Source organism: Geodermatophilus sp. URMC 64, from assembly GCF_053502555.1.
Genome location: NZ_CP199955.1, coordinates 1,220,362 through 1,246,850, shown reverse-complemented (window position 1 = coordinate 1,246,850; position 26,489 = coordinate 1,220,362). Strand labels below are relative to the sequence as shown.

The 26,489-nt window shown below is 74.2% G+C and carries 26 protein-coding genes; 13 read left to right on the top strand and 13 right to left on the bottom strand.

Translation table 11 applies throughout. From position 1 onward, the window contains the following. Positions 1 to 5 precede the first annotated feature (5 nt). Together meaB and ACWIYF_RS06225 are read right to left on the bottom strand one after the other, a co-directional pair. Positions 6 to 1,028, bottom strand: a complete 1,023-nt coding sequence (gene meaB / locus ACWIYF_RS06230; RefSeq protein WP_448627249.1) for a methylmalonyl Co-A mutase-associated GTPase MeaB — start codon at positions 1,026 to 1,028, stop codon at positions 6 to 8. Continuing rightward, positions 1,025 to 2,215, bottom strand: a complete 1,191-nt coding sequence (locus tag ACWIYF_RS06225) for an acetyl-CoA C-acetyltransferase (RefSeq protein ID WP_448627248.1) — start codon at positions 2,213 to 2,215, stop codon at positions 1,025 to 1,027. Before ACWIYF_RS06225 ends, meaB begins: the two co-directional genes overlap by 4 nt. Positions 2,216 to 2,399: 184 nt before the next feature. On the opposite strand from ACWIYF_RS06225, the gene mce reads away from it, so the two are divergent. The 4 genes from mce (at position 2,400) to ACWIYF_RS06205 (ending at position 6,799) form a co-directional block, all read left to right on the top strand. Continuing rightward, on the top strand, positions 2,400 to 2,852 hold the full coding sequence (mce, locus tag ACWIYF_RS06220) for a methylmalonyl-CoA epimerase (RefSeq protein ID WP_448627247.1): 453 nt from the start codon (positions 2,400 to 2,402) through the stop codon (positions 2,850 to 2,852). Positions 2,853 to 2,938: 86 nt separating this feature from the next. After that, entirely contained in the window at positions 2,939 to 4,270 is a 1,332-nt protein-coding gene (gene ccrA, locus ACWIYF_RS06215; protein ID WP_448627246.1) for a crotonyl-CoA carboxylase/reductase, read from the top strand. 100 nt (positions 4,271 to 4,370) lie between these two features. Further along, positions 4,371 to 5,543, top strand: a complete 1,173-nt coding sequence (locus tag ACWIYF_RS06210; RefSeq protein WP_448627245.1) for a hypothetical protein — start codon at positions 4,371 to 4,373, stop codon at positions 5,541 to 5,543. Positions 5,544 to 5,686: 143 nt separating this feature from the next. Continuing rightward, positions 5,687 to 6,799 carry a class F sortase gene (locus tag ACWIYF_RS06205; RefSeq protein WP_448627244.1) on the top strand — a complete coding sequence of 371 codons (1,113 nt, stop codon included), beginning with the start codon at positions 5,687 to 5,689 and terminating at the stop codon, positions 6,797 to 6,799. Here ACWIYF_RS06205 and ACWIYF_RS06200 read toward each other — a convergent pair. Together ACWIYF_RS06200 and ACWIYF_RS06195 are read right to left on the bottom strand one after the other, a co-directional pair. Further along, positions 6,796 to 7,095: a hypothetical protein gene (locus ACWIYF_RS06200; RefSeq protein WP_448627243.1), complete on the bottom strand. Its 300-nt coding sequence runs from the start codon at positions 7,093 to 7,095 to the stop codon at positions 6,796 to 6,798. The two genes, ACWIYF_RS06205 and ACWIYF_RS06200, sit on opposite strands and share 4 nt — an antisense overlap. A 5-nt stretch (positions 7,096 to 7,100) precedes the next feature. Next, positions 7,101 to 8,882 (bottom strand): 3-hydroxyacyl-CoA dehydrogenase family protein, encoded by a 1,782-nt coding sequence (locus ACWIYF_RS06195; RefSeq protein WP_448627242.1) that lies wholly within the window; start codon positions 8,880 to 8,882, stop codon positions 7,101 to 7,103. Positions 8,883 to 9,088: 206 nt separating this feature from the next. Between ACWIYF_RS06195 and ACWIYF_RS06190 the strand changes: the two genes are divergently transcribed. The 4 genes from ACWIYF_RS06190 (at position 9,089) to ACWIYF_RS06175 (ending at position 14,512) form a co-directional block, all read left to right on the top strand. Continuing rightward, entirely contained in the window at positions 9,089 to 10,612 is a 1,524-nt protein-coding gene (locus ACWIYF_RS06190; protein WP_448627241.1) for a tetratricopeptide repeat protein, read from the top strand. An 83-nt stretch (positions 10,613 to 10,695) separates the two neighbouring features. Continuing rightward, a complete protein-coding gene (locus tag ACWIYF_RS06185; RefSeq protein ID WP_448627240.1) occupies positions 10,696 to 12,885 on the top strand; it encodes a M43 family zinc metalloprotease in 2,190 nt (729 codons plus the stop codon). 89 nt (positions 12,886 to 12,974) lie between these two features. Next, positions 12,975 to 13,298: a hypothetical protein gene (locus tag ACWIYF_RS06180; protein WP_448627239.1), complete on the top strand. Its 324-nt coding sequence runs from the start codon at positions 12,975 to 12,977 to the stop codon at positions 13,296 to 13,298. Continuing rightward, on the top strand, positions 13,295 to 14,512 hold the full coding sequence (locus ACWIYF_RS06175; protein WP_448627238.1) for a M28 family metallopeptidase: 1,218 nt from the start codon (positions 13,295 to 13,297) through the stop codon (positions 14,510 to 14,512). The genes ACWIYF_RS06180 and ACWIYF_RS06175 overlap by 4 nt, the downstream gene beginning before the upstream one ends. Here ACWIYF_RS06175 and nucS read toward each other — a convergent pair. Further along, entirely contained in the window at positions 14,464 to 15,135 is a 672-nt protein-coding gene (gene nucS, locus ACWIYF_RS06170) for an endonuclease NucS (RefSeq protein ID WP_448627237.1), read from the bottom strand. The two genes, ACWIYF_RS06175 and nucS, sit on opposite strands and share 49 nt — an antisense overlap. A gap of 63 nt (positions 15,136 to 15,198) precedes the next feature. Between nucS and ACWIYF_RS06165 the strand changes: the two genes are divergently transcribed. Beyond that, positions 15,199 to 16,053, top strand: coding sequence for a hypothetical protein (locus tag ACWIYF_RS06165; RefSeq protein ID WP_448627236.1), 855 nt, complete (start codon positions 15,199 to 15,201; stop codon positions 16,051 to 16,053). A 58-nt stretch (positions 16,054 to 16,111) separates the two neighbouring features. Here ACWIYF_RS06165 and ACWIYF_RS06160 read toward each other — a convergent pair whose 3' ends face one another. The 3 genes from ACWIYF_RS06160 to ACWIYF_RS06150 form a co-directional block, all read right to left on the bottom strand. After that, positions 16,112 to 17,476, bottom strand: a complete 1,365-nt coding sequence (locus tag ACWIYF_RS06160; RefSeq protein ID WP_448627235.1) for a dicarboxylate/amino acid:cation symporter — start codon at positions 17,474 to 17,476, stop codon at positions 16,112 to 16,114. A 179-nt stretch (positions 17,477 to 17,655) separates the two neighbouring features. Beyond that, positions 17,656 to 18,159 carry a pyridoxamine 5'-phosphate oxidase family protein gene (locus ACWIYF_RS06155; protein WP_448627234.1) on the bottom strand — a complete coding sequence of 168 codons (504 nt, stop codon included), beginning with the start codon at positions 18,157 to 18,159 and terminating at the stop codon, positions 17,656 to 17,658. A gap of 1 nt (position 18,160) precedes the next feature. After that, positions 18,161 to 18,934 carry an enoyl-CoA hydratase-related protein gene (locus ACWIYF_RS06150; RefSeq protein ID WP_448627233.1) on the bottom strand — a complete coding sequence of 258 codons (774 nt, stop codon included), beginning with the start codon at positions 18,932 to 18,934 and terminating at the stop codon, positions 18,161 to 18,163. A gap of 79 nt (positions 18,935 to 19,013) precedes the next feature. Here ACWIYF_RS06150 and ACWIYF_RS06145 point away from each other — a divergent pair, with 79 nt between their 5' ends. Together ACWIYF_RS06145 and ACWIYF_RS06140 are read left to right on the top strand one after the other, a co-directional pair. Next, entirely contained in the window at positions 19,014 to 20,042 is a 1,029-nt protein-coding gene (locus ACWIYF_RS06145) for a Gfo/Idh/MocA family protein (RefSeq protein WP_448627232.1), read from the top strand. Continuing rightward, complete coding sequence (locus ACWIYF_RS06140; protein WP_448627231.1) at positions 20,042 to 20,737, top strand: YqjF family protein; 696 nt, start codon at positions 20,042 to 20,044, stop codon at positions 20,735 to 20,737. The genes ACWIYF_RS06145 and ACWIYF_RS06140 overlap by 1 nt, the downstream gene beginning before the upstream one ends. A 10-nt stretch (positions 20,738 to 20,747) precedes the next feature. On the opposite strand, the gene ACWIYF_RS06135 is transcribed toward ACWIYF_RS06140, so the two are convergent. Next, the gene (locus ACWIYF_RS06135; RefSeq protein ID WP_448627230.1) at positions 20,748 to 22,748 is read right to left on the bottom strand and encodes a protein meaA; all 2,001 of its coding nucleotides are present in this window, start codon (positions 22,746 to 22,748) and stop codon (positions 20,748 to 20,750) included. Positions 22,749 to 22,851: 103 nt separating this feature from the next. Between ACWIYF_RS06135 and ACWIYF_RS06130 the strand changes: the two genes are divergently transcribed. After that, positions 22,852 to 23,178 carry a hypothetical protein gene (locus tag ACWIYF_RS06130; protein ID WP_448627229.1) on the top strand — a complete coding sequence of 109 codons (327 nt, stop codon included), beginning with the start codon at positions 22,852 to 22,854 and terminating at the stop codon, positions 23,176 to 23,178. Here ACWIYF_RS06130 and murA read toward each other — a convergent pair whose 3' ends face one another. Next, on the bottom strand, positions 23,179 to 24,459 hold the full coding sequence (murA, locus tag ACWIYF_RS06125; RefSeq protein ID WP_448627228.1) for a UDP-N-acetylglucosamine 1-carboxyvinyltransferase: 1,281 nt from the start codon (positions 24,457 to 24,459) through the stop codon (positions 23,179 to 23,181). It abuts the gene before it with no gap. A gap of 123 nt (positions 24,460 to 24,582) precedes the next feature. Between murA and ACWIYF_RS06120 the strand changes: the two genes are divergently transcribed. Beyond that, positions 24,583 to 25,188 (top strand): cob(I)yrinic acid a,c-diamide adenosyltransferase, encoded by a 606-nt coding sequence (locus ACWIYF_RS06120; RefSeq protein ID WP_448627227.1) that lies wholly within the window; start codon positions 24,583 to 24,585, stop codon positions 25,186 to 25,188. Positions 25,189 to 25,199: 11 nt separating this feature from the next. On the opposite strand, the gene ACWIYF_RS06115 is transcribed toward ACWIYF_RS06120, so the two are convergent. The 3 genes from ACWIYF_RS06115 to ACWIYF_RS06105 form a co-directional block, all read right to left on the bottom strand. Further along, complete coding sequence (locus tag ACWIYF_RS06115) at positions 25,200 to 25,601, bottom strand: DUF2550 domain-containing protein (protein ID WP_448627226.1); 402 nt, start codon at positions 25,599 to 25,601, stop codon at positions 25,200 to 25,202. A gap of 43 nt (positions 25,602 to 25,644) precedes the next feature. Beyond that, on the bottom strand, positions 25,645 to 26,031 hold the full coding sequence (locus ACWIYF_RS06110) for a F0F1 ATP synthase subunit epsilon (protein WP_448627225.1): 387 nt from the start codon (positions 26,029 to 26,031) through the stop codon (positions 25,645 to 25,647). Between the two features lie 156 nt (positions 26,032 to 26,187). Continuing rightward, on the bottom strand, positions 26,188 to 26,406 hold the full coding sequence (locus tag ACWIYF_RS06105) for a hypothetical protein (RefSeq protein ID WP_448627224.1): 219 nt from the start codon (positions 26,404 to 26,406) through the stop codon (positions 26,188 to 26,190). Between the last annotated feature and the right edge of the window lie 83 nt (positions 26,407 to 26,489).

The following is a 26,489-nucleotide window of genomic DNA, read 5'->3' as shown; positions in this document are numbered from 1 at the left end:
GCCCGTCAGAGCTGCGCGAGCAGTTCGTCGGCCGCCGAGTACGGGTCGGTCTGCCCCGCCACCACCTTGTCCGCCAGCGAGCCGAGCGCCGCCGAGCCGTGCACGTCGCCCATGCGCTCGCGCAGGCCGGCCAGCGCGATCGCCTCGATCTCGCGGGCGGCCCGCTCGCTGCGCCGCCGGTGCGCCTCGCCGGAGGACTCCAGCCACTCGCGGTGCGCCTCCACCTTGGCCAGCACCTCGTCGACGCCGTTGTCGGTCTCCCGGCTGGCGACGGTCTTGACGATCGGCGGGCGCCAGTGACCGGCCTCGGAGTGCCGGCCCCCGAGCGAGAGCATGTAGCGCAGGTCGCGCACCGTCTGGTCGGCGCCGTCCCGGTCGGCCTTGTTCACCACGAAGATGTCGGCGACCTCGAGGATCCCGGCCTTCGCCGCCTGGATGCCGTCCCCCATGCCGGGAGCCAGCAGCACCAGCGTTGTGTCGGCCAGCGAGGCGATCTCCAGCTCCGACTGGCCGACGCCGACCGTCTCGATCAGCACCACGTCGCAGCCCGCGGCGTCGAGCACGCGCAGGGCCTGCGGGGTCGCCCACGCCAGCCCGCCGAGGTGCCCGCGCGAGGCCATCGACCGGATGTAGACCCCGCTGTCCCCGGCGTGGTCCTGCATGCGGACGCGGTCGCCGAGCAGCGCCCCGCCCGAGAACGGGGACGACGGGTCGACCGCCAGCACGCCGACCCGCTTGCCCTGCTGCCGGAAGGCCCGCACCAGCGCCGTCGTCGTCGTCGACTTGCCGACACCCGGAGAGCCGGTCAGGCCGAGGACCTGCGCCGTCCCGGTGTGCGGGCCGAGCGCGGCGGCGACCTCGCGCAGCGCGGGACTGGCGTCCTCCACCAGGGAGATCAGCCGCGCCACCGCCCGCGCGTCGCCCTCGCGGGCGCGCGAGACGAGATCCGGGACGTCGGCCTTCCGCCGGCTCCGACGCCCGGCAGGGGCGCCGGGGGCCGGCGTCTGGACCGCGGTCCCCTCGGTCAACGAGGGGCGGGAACGTGGAGGATCAGCGCGTCGCCCTGTCCACCGCCGCCGCACAGCGCCGCGGCGCCGACCCCGCCGCCGCGGCGGCGCAGCTCCAGCGCGGTGTCCAGCACGATCCGCGCGCCGCTCATGCCGATGGGGTGGCCGAGGGCGATCGCCCCGCCGTTCGGGTTGACCTTCTCCGGGTCGATGCCGAGCTCGCGGGTGGAGACGATGGCGACCGCGGCGAACGCCTCGTTGAGCTCGACGACGTCGAGGTCCTTGGGGTCGATGCCCTCGCGCGCGCAGGCCTTCTCGATGGCCCGCGACGGCTGGCTCTGCAGCGTGGCGTCGGGGCCGGCGACCACGCCGTGGGCGCCGATCTCGGCGAGCACCGTGCAGCCGAGCTCGGCGGCCTTCTCCGCGCTCATGACGACGACCGCGCAGGCGCCGTCGGAGATCTGCGAGGCGGTGCCGGCGGTGATCGTGCCGTCCTTGGCGAAGGCGGGCTTGAGCTTGGCCAGCGTCTCGACGGTCGTGTCGGCGCGGATGCCCTCGTCCTCGCGGAACTCGATCGGGTCACCCTTGCGCTGCGGGATCAGGACCGGGGTGATCTCCTCGTCGAAGATCCCGTTCTTCTGGGCGCGGGCGGCCTTCTGGTGGCTCTCCGCGGCGAAGGCGTCCTGCTCCTCGCGGGTCAGGTCGTACCGATCGTTGGCCCGCTCGGTCAGCGCGCCCATGGCGATCTGGTCGAAGGTGTCCGACAGGCCGTCGTGGGCCATCGAGTCGACCAGCGTGGTGTCGCCGTACTTGGTGCCGGTGCGGGAGTTGGGCAGCAGGTGCGGGGCGTTGGTCATCGACTCCATGCCGCCCGCAACGACGACCTCGAACTCGCCGGCGCGGATGAGCTGGTCGGCCAGCGCGATGGCGTCCAGGCCGGACAGGCAGACCTTGTTCAGGGTGAACGAGGGCACCGACATGGGGATGCCGCCGGCCACCGCGGCCGGGCGGGCCGGGTTCTGGCCGGCGCCGGCCTGGACGACCTGGCCCATGATCACGTAGTCGACCTGGTCGCCGGAGATGCCGGCGCGCTCCAGCGCGGCCTTGATCGCGACGCCGCCGAGGTCGGCGGCGGAGAAGTCCTTGAGCGAGCCGAGGAGCCGCCCCATCGGGGTGCGGGCGCCGCTGACGATGACCGATCGGGGCATGCGAGGCCTCCAGTGCCGGGCCGCCGCCGTTGGCGGCCTGTGTTTCGGGGGCGCACCGTGCGGTGCGTCGGGCTGTCGCCCAGGATAGGACGGCGGACCGGCCGCGACCCCCGCCGCGACCGCTGACGTGATATACGCCACCCCGGCGCGCCGCCCGGGGAGCCGCACCGGCATGCTCTGCGCCATGCCCGACGACGCGCAGAGCTTTCCCCGTGAGCTGTTCACGACGATCGACCACGTCGGCATCGCCGTCCCCGACCTGGACGAGGCGATCGCCTTCTACGCGCAGACCTTCGGCGTGCGCTCGGTCCACGAGGAGACGAACGAGGAGCAGGGCGTCCGCGAGGCGATGCTCGCCGTCGGTGACGGCCAGACCCGCATCCAGCTGCTGGCCCCGCTGACGCCGGAGTCGACGATCGCCAAGTTCATCGGCCGCTCCGGTCCCGGCCTGCAGCAGCTCGCCTTCCGGGTGGACGACGTCGAGGCGGTCAGCGCGACGCTGCGGGAGCGCGGGCTGCGGCTGCTCTACGACGCCCCCAAGCGCGGCACCGCCGACAGCCGGGTCAACTTCGTGCACCCCAAGGACGCCGGCGGGGTGCTCGTCGAGCTCGTCCAGCCGGCCGCGACCGCGCACTGAACCGCGGACTCGCGGTACCGGTTACCGACCGGTAACATCCGTCGACATCCCACCGCCTCCGAGCCGACGAAGACCCGGGAGACGCAGTGAACGAGATCAGGGACGCGATCCTCGCCGACCAGCTGGACGCCGTGGCCGGGCTGGCCGTGCCCGAGTCCTACCGCGCGGTGCTGGTCCGCAAGGACGAGCAGGACATGTTCGAGGGCCTGGCCACCAAGGACAAGGACCCGCGCAAGTCGCTGCACGTCGAGGAGGTGCCGACCCCGGAGCTGGGGCCGGGTGAGGCGATCGTCGCGGTCATGGCGTCGTCGGTGAACTACAACACCGTCTGGACGTCGATCTTCGAGCCGGTGTCGACGTTCGGGTTCCTCGAGCGCTACGGCCGGCTCAACGACCTGTCCAAGCGGCACGACCTGCCCTACCACGTGGTCGGCTCGGACCTGGCCGGCGTGGTGCTGCGCACCGGTCCCGGCGTGAGCAAGTGGAAGCCGGGCGACGAGGTGGTGGCGCACTGCCTGTCGGTGGAGCTGGAGGACGCCGCCGGGCACGACGACACGATGCTCGACCCGCAGCAGCGGATCTGGGGCTTCGAGACCAACTTCGGCGGCCTGGCCGAGCTGGCGCTGGTCAAGACCAACCAGCTGATGCCCAAGCCGGCCCACCTGACCTGGGAGGAGGCGGCCGCCCCCGGGCTGGTCAACTCCACCGCCTACCGGCAGCTGGTCTCCCACAACGGCGCGAACATGAAGCAGGGCGACGTCGTCCTGATCTGGGGCGCGTCCGGCGGACTGGGGTCGTACGCGACCCAGATGGCGCTCAACGGCGGCGCGATCCCGGTCTGCGTCGTGTCCAGCCCGGAGAAGGCCGAGATCTGCCACGCGATGGGCGCCGAGCTGGTCATCGACCGCAACGCCGAGGGCTACAAGTTCTGGAAGGACGAGGACACCCAGGACCCCAAGGAGTGGCAGCGCCTGGGCAAGCGGATCCGCGAGCTGACCGGCGGCGACGACGTCGACATCGTCTTCGAGCACCCCGGCCGGGAGACCTTCGGCGCGAGCGTCTACGTCGCCAAGAAGGGCGGCACCATCGTCACCTGCGCCTCGACCAGCGGGTACCTGCACCAGTACGACAACCGCTACCTCTGGATGAACCTCAAGCGGATCATCGGCTCGCACTTCGCCAACTACCGCGAGGCGTGGGAGGCCAACCGGCTCATCGACCGCGGCCTCATCCACCCCACGCTGTCGAAGACCTACGCCATGGACGACGTCGGCCAGGCCGCCTGCGACGTGAAGAACAACGCCCACCAGGGCAAGGTCGGCGTCCTCACCCTCGCCCCCACCGACGGTCTGGGCGTCCGCGACCGCGAGAAGCGGGCGCGCTTCGAGACCGAGATCAACCGCTTCCGCGGGGTGTAGCTCGGGGCCGCGGCGCGGTTCCTGGCAATGAGCCGGGAACCGCGCCGCCACGCCACCCGACACGCCGTGCGTGAGCGGATCGTCTGAGAGGATGGCCGGCATGAGCGACCCGCACCGCGACATGATGCCGATGCACGAGGCTCAGCACTCGTTCGACGTGGTGCTGCGGGGTTACGACCGCAACCAGGTCGCCGAGACCATCGAGCGCCTCGAGGCGGACTTCCGGATCGCGCTGGCCGACCGGGACGCCGCGGTCGCCCGCTCCGCCGACCTGGCCGGCCAGCTCCAGGCGATGCACGGCGAGATCGAGGCGCTGCGCCGCAAGGCCGCGACCGCCGCGGCGCCGACCTTCGAGAACATGAGCGAGCGCATCTCGCACATGCTCCGGCTGGCCGAGGAGGAGGCCGCCGACATCCGGCGGATCGCCGAGCAGGAGGCCCAGGCCGTCCGCGAGCAGACCGCGGCCGAGGAGCGTGCCATGCACGAGCGGCACGCGGCCGGCCAGGCGGAGGTCGAGCGGATGATCGCCGAGGCCCGCCAGAACGCCGAGCAGATCGCCAGCAAGGCGCAGATCCGCGCCGACGAGCTGGTGCAGAAGGCCCAGGAGCGGGTGGCCCGGCTCGACGCCGAGTCCCAGGCCCGCCGCGCCAAGGCCGAGGAGGACTTCGAGATCGCGATCCGCGCCAAGCGGGCGGAGGCCGCCCGCCAGGACGAGGAGCGCGAGCGCGTCTCGACCCAGGCCGCCCGCCAGCGCGTCGCCACCGCCGAGCAGCACGCCGCCCAGATCGTCGCCGAGGCCGAGGCCAAGGCGGCGGCGATCCGCGAGGTCCGCGACGAGCTCACCTCCCGGCTGCTGCAGGCCCGCCAGCTGCTCAGCTCGCTGCCCGACCTCGGCGACCGCCCTCAGGGCAGCACCGAGCGGCCCGCGGCCGAGGAACGTCGCCCGCAGACCGCCGGCCCGCAGACCAACCAGCTCACCGTCCGCACGGCGGAGGGCGAGTCCGCGGCCGCCCGGCAGCCGGTCCGGCAGGAGAGCCCGGCGGCACGCCCGTCCGGGCCGCCCACCGCCGTCCAGCCGGCCGTCACCGCGGACCAGCCCACCGGCCCGGCCGAGCGGCGGCCCGAGCCGGCGACCAGCGGCGCCCGGATGCCCGTGCCGCCGCGCCCGTCGCCGTCGCCCGCCCCGTCCGGTGGCGGCTCCGGCGGCGGCAGCCCCGTGCAGGGCCCGCCCACCCAGGTCATCGACTCCCCGCCCGCCCAGAGCCGCCGCTGAGAAAGGACCCCGCTGCCCCCCGCCGCTCGCAGGCTCGCGGCGGGCCCCTGCAGCGGGGCCTTCTCCTGCTGCTGACCACCGGGGCCGTCGCGCTGCTGCTGCCGATCGCGCCGGCCGGGGCAGCGGAGACCGGGCGGCTGCGGGTGGCGCACCTGTCGCCCGACTCCCCCGCCGTCGACGTCGCCGTCACCGCTGTCGCCGGTCCGGGCGGGAGCACGACCGAGCCCGGGCTCGGCTACGGCGCGGTCTCCGGCTACCGGGAGGTCCCGGTAGGCACGTACGCGGTCAGCCTGCGCGCCGCCGGTGCCGACCCGGCCGGCCCGCCGGTGCTCTCCACCACCGTCGACGTCCGCCCGGGCTCCGCGCGGACCGTCGCCGCGGTGGGCTCCTTCGCCGACCTGGCCCTGGCCGTCCTCGACGACGACCTCGCCGCGCCGGCGCCCGGATCGGCGCGCGTCCGGGTGATCGCCGCGGCGGCCGGCGCCCCCCGCGTGGACGTCGACGCACCCGGGGCACCGCTCGCCCCGGATCTGGCGTTCGGGGCCGCCGGCGGCTACGTCGACGTCCCGGCCGGACGGACCACGCTGCACATCGCCCCGGACGGCGGCCCCACGGCGACGGTCCCCGTGACGCTGGACGCGGGCTCGGTCTACAGCCTGCTGGTGCTGGACCGCGACGGCGGCGGGCTCGAGGTGCGGCCGGTGCGGGACGCGGCGGGCGTGGCCGACGTCGTCCCCGTGGGCGGCGTGCCGGCCGGCGGCGCGGTCCCGGGGTTCCTGCGGTCCCTCCTGGCCTCCCTCCTGCCGGCCCCTTCCTCGGAGGCGCCGCTGCGCGTGCAGGTACCGGCGCTCGGCGTCGACAGCCCGCTGCCGCCGCTCGGGGTCGACGCCGCGGGCGCGCTCGTGCCTCCCGGCGATCCCGCGCAGGCCGGCTGGTTCGCGGCCGGCCCGGTCCCCGGCGACGCCGGCCCGGCGGTGCTGGCGGGGCACGTCGACTCCTCCCGCGGCCCGGGGGTCTTCTTCCGGCTGGCGGAGCTGGCGCCCGGCGACGAGGTGCGGGTGCAACGGGCCGACGGGACGACGGCGCGGTTCACCGTCACCCGGGTCGCGCGCTATCCCAAGACGGCGTTCCCGACCGCCGAGGTCTACGGCCCGACGCCGGACGCCGAGCTCCGGCTGATCACCTGCGGCGGCGCCTTCGACCGGGTGCGTCGCAGCTACCTCGACAACGTCGTGGTCTGGGCCCGCCTCGGTTAGCGGCGCCGACTCCGGGCGCGCCAGCAGGCGGTGTGCCAGTGCCGGCGCTGGTCGGACGCCGAGTCGGTGTCCCACGGATCGAGGTCGGAGTCGCGGGCGTAGGCCGGCCACGCGACGACGTGCGGGGTCGCCGGCCGGATCTCCTGGTCGCAGCCCGGGCAGCGGTAGGGCTTGGTGGACGCCGAGCCGGTCAGCGACCGGACAACCCAGTCGCCGTCCGGCCCTTCCTCGACCGTCTCGGACCGCGGCGCCGCCGGGCGGCGCGCCGGCGGGCCGCTCCTCCTGCGCCGCGGCACCGAGCTCAGCGGCTCGCGTAGTCCCGGAAGCCGCGGCCGGTCTTGCGGCCGAGGTAGCCGGCGGTGACCAGGTGCTCCAGCAGCGGTGCCGGGGCGAAGCCGGGCTCGCGGAACTCGGTGTAGAGCTCCCGTTCGATGGCCAGGGAGACGTCGAGCCCGACGACGTCCAGCAGTTCGAAGGGGCCCATCGGGTAGCCGCAGCCGACCTTCATCGCCGCGTCGATGTCGTCGGCGGTCGCATAGTGCGCCTCGAGCATCTTCACGGCGTCGTTGAGGTACGGGAACAGCAGCGCGTTGACGATGAACCCGGCCCGGTCGGTGCAGGACACCGCGTGCTTGCCCAGCTGCCGGCAGACCGCGTGCGCGGTGGCGGCGACGTCCGGCGCGGTGGCGATGGTGGAGACCACCTCGACCAGCTTCATGACCGGCGCCGGGTTGAAGAAGTGCAGGCCGACGACGTCGGCCGGCCGCTCGCTGGCCTTGGCGCACTCGATGACCGGCAGGCTCGACGTGGTGGTCGCCAGGACCGCGCCGGGCTTGCAGATCTCGCCCAGGTTGGCGAACAGCGCCTGCTTGACCGCGAGGTTCTCGACGACCGCCTCGATCACCAGGTCGACGTCGGCCAGGTCGTCGAGGGACGTCGTCCCGGTGATCCGGCCGAGGACCTCGTCGCGGGCCGACTCCTCCAGCCGGCCGCGCACGACCTGCTTGTCGAGCGACCTGGCCAGCACCGTCTGCACCGCCTCGACCTTGTCGGCACTGCGCGCCACGAAGGTGACGTCGTAGCCGCCCTTGGCGACGACCTCAAGGATCCCGGTGGCCATGGTCCCGGAGCCGACGACGCCGACCGTCGACACGGGCCGGGCGCCCTCCACGGCGCCGCCCTCGGCGGGGGTGAGCGCGTCGGGCACCACCTGGGCGGAGTCCCGCTCGGCGTAGGTGTAGAAGCCGCGGCCGGACTTCCGGCCCAGCAGCCCCGCGGTCATCATCTGCTTGATGATCGGGCTGGGCGCGTGCAGCCGGTTGCGCGACTGCTTGTACATCGTGTCGAGGATCTCGTAGGCGGTGTCGATGCCGATGAGGTCCATCAGCGCCAGCGGGCCCATGGGCAGCCCGCAGCCCAGCCGCATGGCCGCGTCGATGTCCTCGCGGCTGGCGTAGCGGTTCTCGTACATCGAGACGGCGTGGTTGAGATAGCCGAACAGCAGCGCGTTGGCGATGAAGCCGGCCTTGTCGCCGATGGTCACGTCGACCTTGCCCAGCCGCTCGGCCAGCGCCTCGACGTCCTCGATGACCGCCGGATCGGTGACGACCGTCCGCACGACCTCGACCAGCTTCATGACCGGCGCCGGGTTGAAGAAGTGCATCCCGATGACCTTGCTCGGCCGGCCGGTGGCCACCGACAGCTCGGTGACCGACAGGCTCGAGGTGTTGGTCGCGAGGATGGTGTCCGGCGGGCAGATCTTGTCCAGCGCCGAGAAGATCTCGGTCTTGAGCTCCATGCGCTCCGGCACGGCCTCGATGACCAGCTCGGCCTGGGCGAGATCCTCGAGCGCGGTGGTGAACCGGATCCGGTCGAACATCGCGTCGCGCTCGGCCTGGTCGAGCTTGCCCCGCTTGAGCGCCCGGTCGGTGGAGTGCTCGAGGTGCGCGCGGCCGCGGGCCAGCGCCTCGTCGTTCACCTCGACGGCGGTCACCGACAGGCCCGCGCGGGCGAGCACCTCGGTGATGCCGGCACCCATGGTGCCCAGCCCGACGACGCCGACCTCGGTCAGTTCTCTGGCCACGCTGCCAACCCTCCTGCGGTCCGGATCGCGGGAAGTGTCTCACCCGCCGCCATCGTCGTCCCGCGCGGGCTACCCGCCGGTAACCGGGCGGGCGACCCGGTCCGCTGGGTCGGCTCGTGATCACCCACCGCGACCGGCCCGCCGCGAGCCCGGTGCCCGTGATCGGCCCGGTCCCGGGGGTCAGGCACCGCCCCTAGCCTCTGCGCGTGGCCGAGGACGCCCTGAACCCGCCCCTCGTCGGCCGCGACCGGGAGCTCGCCGTGCTGCGGGCCCGCTACGCGGCGGCACGGGCCGCCGTCCCCGGGACCGTGGCCGTCAGCGGCGAGCCGGGGAGCGGCCGCAGCCGGCTCCTCCGCGAGTTCCTCGCCGGCCTGCCGGGGGACACGCTCGTCCTCTCGGGGGCCTGCCCGCCGGAGGCCGGGCCCCGGTCCCCCCTCGCGCCGGTGCGGCGGGCCCTGGCCGGTTCCCCGGTGGCGCAGCTGTGCACACCGCCGGCGCCCGGGTCCCCGCGCCGGCTGTTCTCGCTGGTCACCGCGGCCCTGACCGACCTCGGCCGCTCCCGCCCCGTCGTCCTGGCACTGGACGACGTGCACCTGGCCGACCGGTGCACGCTCGACCTGCTCGGCTTCCTGGCCTGCCACCTGCGGGCGACGAGCACGCTGCTGGTGGTCACCCGGCGGCGCTGCGGCACCGACGACGCGGCGGGCCTCGGCCCCTGGCTCGTCCGGCTCGCGCGGTCCGGACGGGTGGTCGAGGTCGAGCTGCCGCCGCTGGGCCGGGCCGACCTCGGGGCCCTGCTCGCCGGCGCGGCCGGCGGGCCGGTCGACCCGGACTCGGCGGAGGTGGTGCGCCGGCGCTCCGAGGGGAATCCCGCCGCGGCCCTGGCCCTCCTCGCGGCCTCGCCGGCGCGCCGATCGCCCGCGGCCGCGGCGATCGCCGCCTCCGCGTCGGCCGGACGGGAGGCGCTCCGCCGGTCCAGCCCCTGGGAGAGCAGCGCGCACCTCGAGTGGGCCCTGGCGCTCTGGGAACGGCTCGGCACCGCCGTCCCGCTCCCGGGCCTCGACCGGCCGGCGCTGGTGCGCGATGCCGCGCTGGCGTGCGCCCGCGCCGGCCGTCCGCACCGCGCGGCGGCACTGCTGCGGGAGGCCGCGGCCGGGACGCCGGACGTCGAGACCCGGTGCCGGCTGGTGGAGCAGCTCGCCCGCCACCTCGCCGACGCCGGCCGGGTCGAGGAGGCGCTCGCGACGTACGAGACCGCCCAGCTCCTGCTGCCGGAGCTGCCGGAGGCCGAGCTCACGGCGGCGGTGCAGGCCGGCCGCGCGCGCGTGCTCGCGGCCGCCGGCCGCTACCGGGAGGCGCGCCTGCAGGCCCTGACGGCGGTCGCCACCGCCCGACGCACCGGGGCGGCGGAGCAGGAGGACCTGGCGCTGCGAACCCTGGGCGCCGCCGTCGTCGCGCTCGGCACGGCCGAGGACGGCGCCGCGCCGCCCCGCACCCGGCTGGACCTCGCCGAGCGCCTCCGGCACCCGGCCACCTCGAGGCTCACCCCCCGGGAGCGCGAGGTGCTGTCGCTGGTGGCCTCCGGGGCGAGCAACCGTCAGATCGCGGCCGGGTTGATGATCAGCGAGAAGACCGCGAGCGTCCACGTCTCGAGCATCCTCAGCAAGCTCGGCGCGCGGAGCCGCACCGCGGCGGCGGCCACGGCGCACCGGCTGGGCGTCCTGGGCTGAGCCGCTATCGGTCCGGGGAACTGGACGGTCTAGGTAGTTTGCCCGATGCCCTCGCCCCCGCCCGCGGCGGACCCTGGACGTCCGTGACCGACCGGAGGGGGAACATCGAGATGGCCGAGAGCAGCATGGGTTCCGCATCGAGCAGCGGCATGCCGGGCAACGCGATGGACCGGGGTGCGACGTCCGGAGGCAGCGCCATGGGCGGCCGGATGGGCGGCCAGGAGGAGACGCCGCGCCGCCGCCGCTGCGGCACGTCGGAGGTCCACCGGCGGCTGCTCAACAGCTCGGAGGAGTACCGCACAGCGCGGTCCCGGATCGAGAACCGGACCCGCGCGCTCCTCGCCGCTCGGGCCCGGGGCGAGGAACGGTTCCCGGGTGTCGTGCACATCCCGGTCGTCGTCCACGTGGTCTGGAACACCGACGAGCAGAACATCTCCGACGAGCAGATCACCAGCCAGATCGACGTCCTCAACCGGGACTTCCGGGCCACGAACCCCGACGTGTCGATCGTCCCGCCGGCGTTCTCGAGCCTGATCGCCGACAGCCGCATGGAGTTCTTCCTCGCGACGACCGACCCTGACGGCAACCCGACGACGGGCATCACCCGCACCCAGACCTCGGTGACGGCGTTCACCGACGACGACGCGGTCAAGCGCAGCTCCACCGGCGGCGAGGACGCCTGGCCCGCGGACCGCTACCTCAACATCTGGGTCTGCCAGCTCGACAGCGACGGGCTGCTCGGCTACGCGCAGTTCCCGGGCGGCCCGGCCGAGACCGACGGCGTGGTCATCACCCACACCGGGTTCGGGACGACGGGCACGGCCGCGCCCCCGTTCGACCTCGGCCGCACCACGACGCACGAGATCGGCCACTACTTCAACCTGTTCCACATCTGGGGTGACGACGGCACCGGCTGCGGTGGCACCGACGAGGTCGACGACACGCCGAACCAGGCCGGCGCCAACATGGGCGTGCCGACGTTCCCGCACATCACCTGCGACAACGGGCCGAACGGCGACCTCTTCTACGACTACATGGACTACACCGACGACCGCGGCATGGTGATGTTCACCCACGGCCAGGCGGCCCGCATGGAGGCCTGCCTCGACGGCATCCGGTCCTCGCTGGGGCAGGACGTGTCCCGGGCCGGAGGACGACCGAGCCCCGCCGGGCCGGTCGCCTCGTGGGCCAGCGGGCGGCTGGACGTCTTCGTCCTCGGGACCGACCGCGCGATGTACCACAAGTGGTTCGACCGCGGCTGGGGACCGTCGCTCACCGGCTACGAGCGCATGGGCGGCGTCTGCCAGAGCTCACCCGAGGTCGCGACCTGGGGGCCGCGGCGGCTGGACGCCTTCGTCCTCGGAACCGACCGGGCGGTCTACCACAAGTGGTGGGACGGCCGGGCGTGGCGGCCGTCGCTCACCGACTACGAGTACATGGGCGGGGTGTGCATGAGCCCGCCCCGGGTGGCGAGCTGGGCTCCGAACCGGCTCGACCTCTTCGTGCTCGGCACCGACCGGGCGGTCTACCACAAGTGGTGGGACGGCCGGTCCTGGGGACCGTCGATCACCGGCTACGAGAGCCTGGGCGGCGTCTGCCTGAGCCCACCGACGGTCGTGTCGTGGGGCAACGGGCGGCTCGACCTGTTCGTCCTCGGCACCGACGGCGCCGTCTGGCACAAGTGGTACGACGGCCGCTGGGGACCGTCGATCACCGGCTGGGAATCGCTGGGCGGCGTCTGCACCAGCCCGCCGACGGTGGTCTCCTGGGGCCCGAACCGGCTGGACCTGTTCGTCACCGGCACCGACAGCGCGCTGTACCACAAGTGGTGGGACGGCCGTGCCTGGGGACCGTCGGTCACCGGCTACGAGTACATGGGCGGCATCTGCACCAGCGCGCCGGCCGTCGCCTCGTGGGCCCCCAACCGGCTCGACGTCTTCGTCACCGGCACCGACAGCGCGCTGTACCACAAGTGGTGGGACGGCCGCGCCTGGGGACCGTCGCTCACGGACTACGAGTACCAGGGCGGGGTCATCATCGGTGAGCCGCGGGTGACCGCCTGGGGCCCCAACCGGCTCGACGTCTTCGTCACCGGCACCGACAGCGCGCTGTACCACAAATGGTGGGACGGCCGCGCCTGGGGACCGTCGCTCACCGGCTACGAGAGCCTGGGCGGGATCATCTCCTCGTTCCGTGCAGCCGTCCCGGCGGGCGCGGCGGAGGACGTCCCGGCCGCCGCGTCCGACGACACCCCGGTCCCGGCGCGGACCTGATCACCTCCGCGGTGGCGGGGGCGCACAGCTCCCGCCACCGCATGCTGTGTCCCTGAACGTTCTGTGTCCCTGAACGCCGAGGAGGGCAGATGTCCCAACCACCGGCCCCGGCCGCCGTCTCCGGCCGCTGGATGCACTCCTTCGAGGAGGACCACGGGGACGTGGCCGTCTACCGACCCGCCGGCTACCAGTTCCCCCGCGCCCGCGGCAGGGACGGGATCGAGTTCGCCGAGGACGGCAGCTTCACCCGCTGGGCGGTGGGCCGTGGCGACGCGCGTCGGCCGGTGCCGGGGCAGTGGCGGCCGGCGCCGTCCGGGCGGCTGGAGGTCTCCACCGACGAGGGCTCCGAGGTGCTCGAGGTCGTCCACGTCGACGCCGACCGCCTCGAGCTGCGCAAGGAGAGCGCGACATGAGCGAGACGGAGTCCTGGCGCTTCGGTGACCGGGTCTTCGAGTGGCGGCCGGCCGCCTCCGGCCGGGCCGCCCGCCCGGTGCTGGTGACCCAGGTGGGCCGGTCGTTCCAGGCCGAGCACCCGGACGTGCCGGTCCTGTTCGACCACGGCCGGCACATCGTGGTCGAGGCGCCGTCCGCGGACACCTGGCAGCCGGGTCCCCCCGGGGAGACGCTGGCGATGCGGGACTGGCGGATGGACGTCCTGCCGGCGGACGGCCTGGTGCTCCAGCGGGCCCGCCCGAGCGCCCGCGTGGTGGATCCGCTGACCGCGGGGCTGCTGGTGACGCTCTCCGCGGACGAGTTCCTGGCCGACCTGACGCACCTGGTCGGGTTCGGCACGCGGCACTCGCTCAGCGAGGGCTTCCGGGCCGCCGCCTCCTGGGTGGCCGACCGCCTGGCCGGGCTCGGCTTCGACGTGACCCAGCCCGCCATCACGGTGGGCTCCGGCACGAGCCGCAACGTGATCGGCGACCGGCCGGGTGAGGGCGTGGGCGACCGCGGGGTCGTCCTGCTCACCGCACACCTGGACTCCATCAACATCGCCGGCGGGCCGTCGGCCCCCGCGCCGGGCGCCGACGACAACGGCAGCGGCTCGGCCGGGGTGCTCCAGATGGCGGCGGCACTGGCCGGGGAGGCCTGGCGGCACGACCTGCGCGTCATCCTGTTCGGTGGCGAGGAGGAGGGGCTGTTCGGCAGCCAGCAGTACGTCGACTCGCTGGCGGACGACGAGCGGGCCCGGATCCGCGCGGTGCTGAACCTGGACATGGTCGGCCGGCTGAACACCGAGGCGCCGACCGTGCTGCTCGAGGGCGCCCCCCGCTCGTCGGTGCTGATCAACCAGCTGGCGACGGCGGCGGCGAGCGTCACGTCGCTGGCCGTGGAGACCTCGCTGAACCCGTTCGCCAGCGACCACGTGCCGTTCCTCGACGCCGGGATCCCCGCCGTCCTCACCATCGAGGGGGCCGACAGCGCGAACGGCGACATCCACAGCGACCGCGACGTCGTGGCCACCGTGACGCCGGAGTTCGCCGTGCAGATCCTGCGGATGGACCTGGCCGCCCTCGTGGGGTGGCTGGAGCCGGCGACCGCGGTGCCCCGCGCGGCGGGGCAGGCGGTCGGCAGCGATCAGAACAAGCGCGCGGAGGGGTCGTCGGTGCCCTTGAGGACGGCGTAGTCGACGGTCAGGCAGTCGATCCCGCGGTCGGTGGCCAGCACCCGCGCCTGCGGCTTGATCTCCTGCGCGGCGAAGACACCCTTTACCGGCGCGAGCAGGGGGTCGCGGTTGAGCAGCTCCAGGTAGCGGGTCAGCTGCTCGACGCCGTCGATCTCGCCGCGGCGCTTCACCTCGACGGCGACCGTGGTCCCGCTGGCGTCGCGGCAGAGCAGGTCGACCGGGCCGATCGCGGTCGGGTATTCGCGGCGGACCAGCGACCACCCCGGCCCGAAGGTCTCCACGTGCAGGGCCAGCAGCCGCTGCAGCTCGGCCTCGACGCCGTCCTTTTGCAGGCCGGGGTCGACGCCGAGCTCGTGGGAGGAGTCGTGCTCGACCGACTCGACCGTGATGATCAGCTGCTCGCCGGCCTTGTTGGTGACCGTCCAGGTGCCCGCGCCGTCGACCAGCTCGTCCTCGAGCCTGCAGGGCGGGCTCATCCAGTTCAGCGGCTTGTAGGCGCGGTCGTCGGCGTGGATCGACACCGAGCCGTCGGCCTTCACCAGCAGCAGCCGGGTGGCCATCGGCAGATGGGCGGTGAGCCGGCCGATGTAGTCGACGGAGCAGCGGGCGATGACCAGGCGCACGGGGCCCGACGCTACCTCGCCGCCGGTCCGGAACCGCGACGGGCACGCGATCGTCGAAGGGCCGTGACGCTCCGCGTGGCCCGGTCCGCCGCTGCCCTGGTCCTGCTGCTCGTGCTGGCCGCCTGCGGGCGCGGCAGCGGGGACGACGACGGCGGCACCCCGGCCGGCCCCTACCCCTACGCGCCCGACGACCTGGTCCTGCAGGTGGCCTGGACCGGCGGCTTCGTCACCCCGCAGCTGCTGACCGGCCGGCTGCCGCTGGTCTCCGTGTACGGCGACGGCCGGGTGATCAGCGAGGGTCCCGTGCCCGCCATCCATCCCGGCCCGGCGCTGCCCAACCTGCAGGTGGCGCGCATCGACCGCGCCGCGGTGCAGGGCCTCGTCGACCGTTCGCTCGACGCCGGCGTGGGCGACACCGGCGACCTGGGCACGCCCCCGCTGGCGGACGCGCCGTCCACCCGCTTCACCGTCTCGACCGGCCTGGAGACGATCGTCCGGGAGGTCTACGCGCTGGCGGAGGCCGCGGACGACGGCACCGGCCTCACGGCGGAGCAGACCGCCGCGCGCGCCGAGCTGCGGGGGTTCCTCGACGAGCTCACCGGCCTGACCGCCGGCGCGTCCGAGTCCTACGCGCCCGAGGCCGTGGCCGCGCTGGCCACCCCGTACGCGGCGGAGCCGGAGCTGCCCCAGCCGGACACCGCCTGGCCCGGCCCGGCGCTGCCCGGCGAGCCGCTCGCGGGACCTCTCGGCCTCTCCTGCGTTGTCGCGACCGGCGAGCAGGCCGCCGCGGTGCTGGACGCGGCGGCGCAGGCGAACGCGCTCACCCCGTGGGTCACGGCCGACGGCGCCCGCTGGTCGGTGCTGTTCCGGCCGCTCCTGCCCCACGAGACCGGCTGCGCCGACCTGCAGCAGGGCTGAGGACGACGACGGGCCCGGCCCCCCGTGCGGGGAGGCCGGGCCCGTCGGCTGCAATCAATCACGCGGCCGCCGGCTCCGGGGAGCGCAGGCCGGCGTCGACGCCACCGCGCTCCTCGACCGGTGCGAGCGTGTCGATCGTGGACGTCGACTCGTAGCGCTCGAGGTCGAGGATGCCCTCGCGCTTGGCCACGATCGTCGGCACCAGCGCCTGACCGGCGACGTTCACCGCGGTCCGGCCCATGTCCAGGATCGGGTCGATGGCCAGCAGCAGGCCGACACCCGCGAGCGGCAGCCCCAGCGTGGACAGGGTGAGGGTCAGCATGACCACCGCGCCCGTGACGCCGGCCGTGGCCGCGGACCCCACGACCGAGACCAAGACGATCAGCAGGTAGTCGGTGATCGAGAGGTCCACACCGAAGAACTGGGCCACGAAGATCGCCGCCAGGGCGGGGTAGATCGCCGCGCAGCCGTCCATCTTGGTCGTCGCGCCCAGCGGCACGGCGAAGGACGCGTACGAGCGGGGCACGCCCAGGTTCTGCTCGGTGACCCGCTCGGTTACCGGCAGGGTGCCGATCGACGAGCGCGAGACGAAGGCCAGCTGGATGGCCGGCCACGCACCGGCGAAGAACCGCCGCGGCGAGAGGCCGTGCGCACGGAGCAGCACCGGGTAGACGACGAAGAGGACGAGGGCCAGACCCGCGTAGACGGAGCCCGCGAAGACGCCGAGCGAGCCGAGGGACTCCCAGCCGTAGCTGGCGACGGCGTTGCCGATCAGGCCGACCGTGCCGATCGGCGCGAGCAGGATGACCCACCACAGCACCTTCTGCACGATCGCGAGCACCGAGCGGGTGAGCCGCAGGAACGGCTCGGCGGCCTCGCCGACCTTGAGCGCGGCGACGCCGATCGCCACGGCGAGAACGATCAGCTGCAGCACGTTGAAGGACAGCCCGATCGAGCCGTCGTCGTTCGCGGCGGCCTGCAGACCGAGGATGTTGCCGGGCACCAGACCGGTGAGGAAGTCCCACCACGAGCCGGTCGTGTCGACCGCCTGGGCCGAGGACGCGTCGACGGAGCTGTTGTGGCCCGGCTGGGTCAGCAGGCCGAGGCCGATGCCGATGGACACGGCGATCAGCGCGGTGACGGCGAACCACAGCAGCGTGCGCACCGCGAGCCGCGCCGCGTTGGACACCTGCTTGAGGTTGGCGATGCTGACGATCACCGCGGTGACGATCAGCGGCACCACCACGACGCGCAGCAGCGCGACGAAGATGTGGCCGACGGTGTCCAGGGTGCTGGTCAGCCAGTTGGGCGAGCCGTCGGCGACGGGGCCGATGCCGCGGGCGACCAGCCCGAGGGCGACGCCGACGACGAGGGCGAGGAGGACCTGCGCCGCGAACGGGACGCGGCGGAGACGTGCGAGCACGAGAGGTGGAGCCTTTCGCAGGAGATGCTTCGGGAGGAGGAGGGACGACGCGCGGCGTCAACAGCCGGCGGTCGTCACCCGGCCGAAGTCGAGCGCACGCCGGCGGGTGAGCCCCCACAGGTTCTGCACGGAAGGCTCAATGCCGTCCCGGCGCGCAACCATCCCCGGTGTGCGGAGGCTCACTCGGCAGCGAACGTCCAGCGGGTCGGGCTGCCGGGGAAGTCGGCGCCGGAGAGGGCGAAGGCCCGCACCGGGCGGACGGCGAACGTGCCGTTCACCGCGGGGTCCTGGAACTCGACCGTGATGCCCGCGTCGTACTTGGCGTTGACCGCGGCGACGAACCGGGCGATCAGCGCCGCGTCGATCACCCGCTCCGCCTCACCCTCGAGCACCACCGGGTCGCGGGCGTCGTCGGTGGTGAGGGTGCAGCGCGGGTCTGCGGCGAGGTTGCGGGCCTTGCGGGAGCGCAGCCCGCTGGAGAACCACAGCCGCGCGCCGTGCCACACGCCCCAGACCGGCATGACGTGCGGGCGGCCGTCCGGGCACACGGTGGCGCACCAGTAGTCGTGCGACGCGGTCAGCCGCCGCTCGGCCTCCGACCAGGGCAGCAGGCCGCTCCCCTGGTCGGCGGGCAGGATGCCGTAGCCCGGCATGAACGGCCGGTCGGCTGCCGGCCCGGCCACGCTAGTCCGGCCAGACCGGCGCGCGCTTCTCCAGGAACGACGCCATGCCCTCCCGGGCGCCCGGGAGCTGGCTGGCCGCGGCCATGACCTCGACGGCGATGGCGTAGGCGTCCCGCTCCGTCCGGTCGAGCTGGGCGTACATCGTCTGCTTGCCCCAGGCCTTGCTCGCCCGCGAGCCGCGGGTGGCCCGGTCCAGCAGGTCGCGGACCGCCTTGTCCAGCTCGTCGTCGGGCACCACCCGGTTGACCAGCCCCCAGTCCAGCGCCGTCCGGGCGTCGATGACGTCGCCGGTCAGCGCCAGCTCCATCGCGCGCTTGCGGCCGACGTTGCGGGCGATGGCGACCATCGGGGTGTGGCAGAACCAGCCGCCCTTGCCGCCGGGCGCGGCGAACCCCGCCGACTCGGCGGCGACCGCGAGGTCGCAGGAGGCCACCAGCTGGCACCCGGCCGCCGTCGCGAGGGCGTGCACCCGCGCGACGACCACCTGGGGCACGTCCTGGATGGTCTGCATCAGTTCGGTGCACAGCGCCAGGAGGCTGCGCACCTCGGTCACCGGCTTGTCCTTGACGTCGCGGAAGTCGTGGCCCGCGCTGAACACCGGCCCCTCGCCGGCCAGCACGATGCCCGTCGCGTCCGAGCCGCCGGCCTCGGTGAAGGCGGCCAGCAGCTGCTGCAGGTGGTCCCGGGCCAGCGCGTTGCGCCGCGCCCCCCGGGTCATCGTGATGCAGACCGTGTCGCCGTCGCGCTCGATCCGCGGTGCGCCGTCCTCGCTCATGGAGCGACTCCACCACCCGGCGGCGACACGGGCAACGTCCACAGGCCATGATCGCTCGACTGCCCGAGGGAGGAGCGCCATGGAACCCGTCCGGTTCGGCCTGGTGGGGTACGGCTTCGGCGGCCGGTACTTCCACGCCCCGCTGCTGGCGGCCGCCCCCGAGTGCGCGTTCCTCGGGGTCGTGACGACGTCCCCGGAGCGGCGGGAGCAGGTGCACACCGAGCACCCGGACACCGCGGTGTTCGGCTCGCTCGAGGAGCTGAAGGCGGCGGGTGCGGAGGCGGTGGCCATCTCCACGCCCGCCGACACTCACACCGCGCTCACCGACGCCGCGCTCGACCTGGGCCTCGCGGTGGTGTGCGACAAGCCGTTCGCCCTCGACGCCGAGGCCGCCCGCGGCTCGGTCGAGCGGGCCGAGCGGCTCGGGCTGCCGCTGGCGCCGTACCAGAACCGGCGCTGGGACTCCGACTTCCTCACCGTCCGCATGCTGGCCGACGGCGGCCGGCTGGGCACGATCACCCGCTTCGAGTCCCGGTTCGAGCGGTTCGACCCCGAGCCCGGCCCGCCGCCGTCCGGTGGCGGCACGCTGCGCGACTTCGGCAGCCACCTGGTCGACCAGGCGCTGGTGCTGCTCGGTCCGGTCGCCGCGGTCTACGCCGAGTGGCGGGTGAACGCGCACGGACAGGACGACGACGTCTTCGTCGCGCTCACCCACGAGAACGGTGCGCGCTCGCACCTGTGGGGCAGCTGGAGCCAGGGGGCGCCGGGCGACCGCTTCCGGGTCACCGGCACCGAGGGGGCCTACGTCGTCGGCGGCCCGATGGACTCCCAGGAGGCGGCGCTGATCGCCGGCCGCACGCCGGCCACCGAGGGCAGGGACTGGGGCGCGGAGCCGGAGGCACGCTGGGGGCGGTTCTCGCGCGGCGACGGGGGTGAGACGGTCCCGACCGTGCCGGGCGCCTGGAACACCTTCTACCCGGCGTTCGCCGCCGCCGTCCGGGGGGACGGCGACCTGCCGGTGACCGGCCGCGACGCCGTCGCCACCGCCACGGTGCTCGACGCCGCGCGCCGCAGCGCCGCCGAGGGCGGCGTCGTCCGGCTGACCTGATGGCCGAGCCGGTGCGGGCCGAGCCGCCGGACGACGTCCGGCCGGTGCTGCTGCGGCAGACCTGGCGGGACGTGGCGTTCCTCCACTGGCCGCTGGACCCGGCGCGGGCCGCCCCGCTGCTGCCGCCGGGCACCGAGCCCGACGTGCTCGACGGGGTCACCTACGCCGGCCTGGTGGCGCTGCGCATCGTCCGCACCGCACCGGCACGCGGGCCGGCCGTGCCGTACCTGGGGTCGTTCGACGAGGTCAACGTGCGGCTCTACTCGGTGGACAGCCGCGGCCGCCGCGGCGTCGTCTTCCTGCGCATGGACGCCGGCCGGCTGCTCCCCGTGCTGGCGGCCCGGGCGCTGCCCCGCCTGCCCTACGTGTGGTCGGCGACCCGCGTGCGCCGCGACGGCGACCGGTACACCGTGGCCGCCGGGCCGCGGCGGCTCGGCCTGCGCATCGGCGACCCTTTGACGCCCGGGCCGCTCGAGCACTTCCTCACCGCCCGGTGGGCCCTGCACACGCGCGTGGCCGGCCGGACCGTCCGGGTGCCGCTGGCGCACCCGCCCTGGCGGCTGCACGCCGCCGAGCTCACCGAGTCGGCCGGCGACCCGCTCGCGGGACTGCTGCCCGCGGGCGGCGACCCGGTCGGCGTGCTCTACTCGCCCGGAGTGGACGACGTCCGCCTCGGCCCGCCGGGTGGAGGCTGACAGCGCAGGGTCACACTGCGAGGGACTGCGCCCCGCGGATCACGTCGAGGACCTCGCCCATGATCTGGGTGAGCCCGAAGTCCTTCGGCGTGAACACCCGTGCGACCCCTTGTTCCCGCAGCCGGCGCGCGTCGCTCTCCGGCACGATCCCGCCGACCACCACCGGGACGTCGTCCAGGCCGGCCTCCTTGAGCCCGCGCAGCACGGCCGGGACCACCTGCAGGTGCGAGCCGGACAGCACCGACAGCCCGACGACGTGCACGTCCTCCTCGACCGCGGCCGAGACGATCTGCGCCGGGGTGAGCCGGATGCCCTGGTAGATCACCTCGAACCCCGCGTCGCGCGCGCGGACGGCGATCTGCTCGGCACCGTTGGAGTGCCCGTCCAGGCCCGGCTTGCCGACCAGGAAGCGCAGCCGGCCGCCGAGCTCCTCCGCGGTCGCCCGCACCCGCTCCCGGACGTGCGCGAGCGACTCGTCGGCCTCGCCGCCGCCGGTCGCCGCGCTCACCCCGGTGGGCGCCCGGTACTCGCCGAACACCTCGCGCAGCACGCCGGCCCACTCCCCCGTCGTCACGCCCGCGCGGGCGCACTCCAGGGTCGCCTCCATGAGGTTCTCGGACGTGCCGGCGACCTCCCGCAGCCGGTCCAGCGCCCGCCGCACCGGCTCCGGGTCACGCTCGTCGCGCCAGCGCTTCACCGACTCGCAGGCCGCGGCCTCCACCGCGGGGTCGACGGTCTGGATCGCGGTGTCCAGGTCGGCCAGCAGCGGGTTGGGCTCGGTCGTCTCGAACTTGTTGACGCCGACGACGACGTCCTCGCCGCTCTCCATGCGCCGCCGGCGCTCGGCCAGCGACGCGACCAGCCGGCCCTTCATGTAGCCGTTCTCGACCGCGGCGACCGCGCCGCCCAGCTCCTGCACCCGGGCGATCTCCGCGCGGGCGCCCTCGACCAGCTCGGCCACCTTCTTCTCGACCACCACCGAGCCGGTGAACAGGTCGTCGTACTCGAGCAGGTCGGTCTCGTAGGCCAGCACCTGCTGCAGCCGCAGCGACCACTGCTGGTCCCACGGCCGGGGCAGGCCGAGCGCCTCGTTCCACGCGGGCAGCTGCACGGCGCGGGCGCGGGCGTCCTTCGACAGCGTGACCGCGAGCATCTCCAGCACGATCCGCTGGACGTTGTTCTCCGGCTGGGCCTCCGTCAGCCCCAGCGAGTTGACCTGCACGCCGTAGCGGAACCGCCGGTGCCTGGGGTCCTCGACGCCGTAGCGCTCCTTCGTCAGCTCGTCCCAGAGCTGGGTGAACGCCCGCATCTTGCACATCTCCTCGACGAAGCGGACGCCCGCGTTGACGAAGAAGGAGATGCGGGCGACGACGTCGCCGAAGCGCTCCTGGGGCACCTGGCCGGAGTCGCGCACCGAGTCCAGGACGGCGATCGCGGTGGAGAGCGCGTAGGCGATCTCCTGCACCGGCGTCGCCCCGGCCTCCTGCAGGTGGTAGCTGCAGATGTTGATCGGGTTCCACTTCGGCAGCGCCGTGACCGTGTAGGCGACCATGTCGGTGATCAGCCGCATCGACGGCCCGGGCGGGAAGACGTAGGTCCCGCGCGACAGGTACTCCTTGATGATGTCGTTCTGCGTCGTCCCGGCCAGCGCCGCCACGTCGCACCCCTGCTCCTCGGCGACCACCTGGTAGAGCGCCAGCAGCCACATCGCCGTGGCGTTGATGGTCATCGACGTGTTCATCTCGGCCAGCGGGATGCCGTCGAACAGCGCCCGCATGTCGGCGAGGGAGGTGATCGGCACGCCGACCTTGCCGACCTCACCGGCCGCGAGCTCGTCGTCGGGGTCGTAGCCGGTCTGCGTCGGCAGGTCGAAGGCCACCGACAGCCCGGTCTGGCCCTTGGCCAGGTTGCGCCGGTACAGCGCGTTGGACTCCGCGGGCGAGGAGTGGCCGGCGTAGGTGCGCATCACCCAGGGCCGGTCACGGTCCTTCGGCGTTGAAGGGAACGGCATGCCGCCGGAGTCTAAGGCGGTTACCCACCGGTAGCCTGCTGGGCCCCGGCATCGTGACGGGTGGCACACTCGGCAGGAGGAACGCCGACGTAGGAGGTGTCCGGTGCCGATCCAGGCGGGCAGCCTGCACTACGCGGTCGGTCCGGTGATCGCGATCGTCGTCCTGCTGCTCATCGGGCTGTTCATGCGCTGGGCCTTCGGCACCGGCTCGTCGGCGGCCCCGCCCAGCGACACCGACGACGGGCTGCTCACCCGGATCGCGACGCTCTCCCGCCGCGAGTCGGCGCTGGCGCTGCGGGCCGTGCTCTCCGACGCCGGCATCCGCTCGACGATCCGCTTCCCCACGGCCCATCGCGCCGACGTGCTGGTCTTCCCCGAGGACGCCGACCGGGCCCGGGCGCTGGCCGCGTCGTTCGCCGCGCCGGACTAGTCAGAACTCCCGCTGCACCCGCTCGACCTGCGCCCCCAGGCCGCGCAGCTGCTCGACGAAGGCCGGATAGCCGCGGTCGACGTGGTGCACCTCCTGCACCTCGGTCACCCCGTCGGAGACAAGGCCGGCCAGCACCAGCCCCGCGCCGGCCCGGATGTCGGTGGCCACGACCGGGGCGCTGGAGAGCCGCTCCCGGCCGCGGACGACGGCGTGGTGCCCGTCGATGCGCACCGACGCCCCGAGCCGGACCAGTTCGTTGACGAACATGAACCGGCCCTCGAACACGTTCTCCGTGATCAGGGCGGTGCCCGTCGAGACGGCGGCCAGCGCCACGGCCATCGGCTGCAGGTCGGTCGGGAAGCCCGGGTAGGGCAGCGTGACGACGTCCACCCCGCGGGGCCGCTCGTCCATCGCCACCCGGATGCCGTCCGGCAGCGGCTCCACGTGCGCGCCGGCGGTGTGCAGCTTGTCCAGCGCGACCGTGAGGTGGTCGGCCACCGCGCGCTCGATGACGACGTCGCCCCGGGTCATCACCGCGCCGATCGCCCACGTGCCGGCCACGATCCGGTCGGGGACGGTCGTGTACGTGACCGGGGTCAGCGCCGAGACGCCCTCCACCGTGATCGTGGAGGTGCCGGCGCCGTCGACCTTGGCCCCCATCAGCGCCAGCATCGCGCACAGGTCGACGATCTCGGGCTCGCGGGCGGCGTTGTCGATGACCGTCGTCCCCTCGGCCAGGACGGCGGCCATGACCAGGTTCTCCGTCGCGCCGACGGACGGGAAGTCCAGCCAGATCGAGGTGCCCTTGAGCGTCGGCGCGCTCGCGACGAGGAAGCCGTGCTCGCTGGTGATCGTCGCGCCGAGCTTCTCCAGGCCGGAGATGTGCATGTCCAGCCCGCGCGAGCCGATGGCGTCGCCGCCGGGCAGCGCCACCCGGGCGCTGCCGCAGCGGGCGACCAGCGGGCCGAGCACGCTGATCGAGGCGCGCATGCGCCGCACCAGGTCGTAGTCGGTCTCGGTCGACGGGTCCTCGGGGACGTCGATGGTCACCCGGCCGCCCCCGCCGCTGCCGGGCGTGCGCTCGTAGGCGACGCCGCACCCGAGCCGGCGCAGCACCTCGCTCATGATCTCGACATCGAGGATGTCGGGGACCTCGTCCAGGGCCGTGCGCCCCGGGGCCAGCAGCGCGGCGGCCATGAGCTTCAGGGCGCTGTTCTTGGCACCCGTGACGCGCACCCGCCCGCGCAGGGCGGTGCCGCCGGACACCTGGAAGCACTCCACCGGTCCACCCTACGGTGGCCCGCTGCAGGGTCCCGCCGCGAGTTGAAGGACCCCGTCCTCCTCATCCCTCGCAGACTCGGGACGGGGCCGGGGGCAGCGGGGTCCTTCTCCTAGAGTCGGCCCATGACGGTCCGGCTGACGCGCATCTACACGAAGACCGGCGACGCCGGCCAGACGCACCTGGGCGACATGAGCCGGGTGCCCAAGACCGATCCTCGCCTGGTCGCCTACGCCGACGTGGACGAGGCCAACAGCGTCCTCGGCGTCGCGCTCGCGCTGGGCTCGCCGCCCGAGCCGGTCACCGAACTGCTGCGCAGCATCCAGAACGACCTGTTCGACGTCGGCGCGGACCTGTCGACGCCGATCACGCCGGACCCGCAGTTCCCGCCGCTGCGGGTGACCGCCGCCTACACGGAGCGGCTGGAGGCCGCCTGCGACACCTGGAACGCCGACCTGCCGAAGCTGGCCAGCTTCATCCTCCCCGGAGGTACCCCCGCAGCGGCACTGCTGCACCAGGCCCGGGTGGTGGTGCGGCGGGCGGAGCGCAGCGTGTGGGCGCTGCTCGCGGCCGACGGCGAGCGCACCAACCCGGAGACCGCGCGCTACCTCAACCGGCTCTCGGACCTGCTGTTCATCCTCGCCCGGGTCGCCAACCCGGACGGCGACATCCTCTGGGAGCCGGGCGCGCACAGCGGCGCGCACGCCCAGCGCGCGGCGAAGAGGGACTGAAGAAGGGCCGTTCAGCGGACCGGCGGCGCCGACTCCACCCAGGAGAGGAAGCCGGTCAGCGTGGACGGCTCCATCGCGAGCTCCTGCCGGCCGTCGCTGGTCTCGCAGGTGAGGACGACGACGTCCGCGGGCAGCGCCAGGTCGTCCGGCCCCGCCCGCCGCCGTCCCTCGACCCGCAGGTCGGCCCGGTGCAGCCGGCGCTGCGGCCGGACCGCCAGCGAGAGGGCGCGGTACCAGAGCAGGCTGTCGTCGCCGAACCAGGCGACCCCCACCGACCACCGCGACGAGTGCGCCGGGCGCAGCCACATGGTGACCGCCCCCAGGCCCGAGAGCAGGAAGCGGCGGCGGAGCAGGAAGGCGACCACCAGCGCCACCAGCAGGACCCCGGCCAGCACCAGCAGGACCACCGTCATGGCGCGTCCGTGGGCATCCGGGGAAAGCGGATCGGGAGGCGGGTCAGACGTCCTGACCGGCGGCGCGCAGGCGCCCGATCGCGCGGCGGGCGGCGGCCACCGACTCGGGGTCGTCGTCTGACTCGGCCCGGCGCAGCGCCTCGCGCGCCCGCTCGACGTCGATGTCGCCGGAGAACTCCGCGGTCTCGGCGAGGATGGACACGCCGCGCTCGGTCACCGAGAGGAAACCGCCGTGGGCGGCGACGACGACGTCCTCACCGGACTCGGTGCGGATGGTGACCACACCGCCCTCGGCGAGCTGCCCCAGCAGCGGGGCGTGACCGGGCAGGACGCCGAGCTCGCCCTCGGTCGTGCGGGCGATGACCATGCGGGCCTCGCCCGACCAGAGCCTGCGCTCGACGGCCACCAACTCGACCTGCAGGGTCGCCACGACACTCCTCGAAGGTCCACCGACGATGGCGGTACGGGTCGCCGCCCCCGGAGGACACGACGACGGGTCACCGCCACTTTAGCGTCGCGGCCACCGGCGGCCCCGTTCAGGGCACCGCCCTGAGCTTGCGAAGGGCGGGAAGGACGGGGTCCTTTCTCAGGCGGCGCGGCGGTAGAGCAGCGTCCAGCGCCCGACGCGGACCCACGGGTGGCGGACGGTGGAGGGCGGGGCCCACTCCTCGACGACGTAGCGCGGCTGGCTGTGCGACTCCCACGGCGCGTAGGGCGGCCAGCTCCAGCCGGCCCCACCGTCGTCGGTCCTCGTGTTGTCCGGTTCCACCTTCGTCTCCCACAGCGCCCCAGGTCTGGGCGCCATCAGCATGCTCGGCACCGCGTGGCGGGGGAAGCACTCGTCTCACCGAGAGATCACCCGGTCGGGGGACATCGCCGCAGACGTCG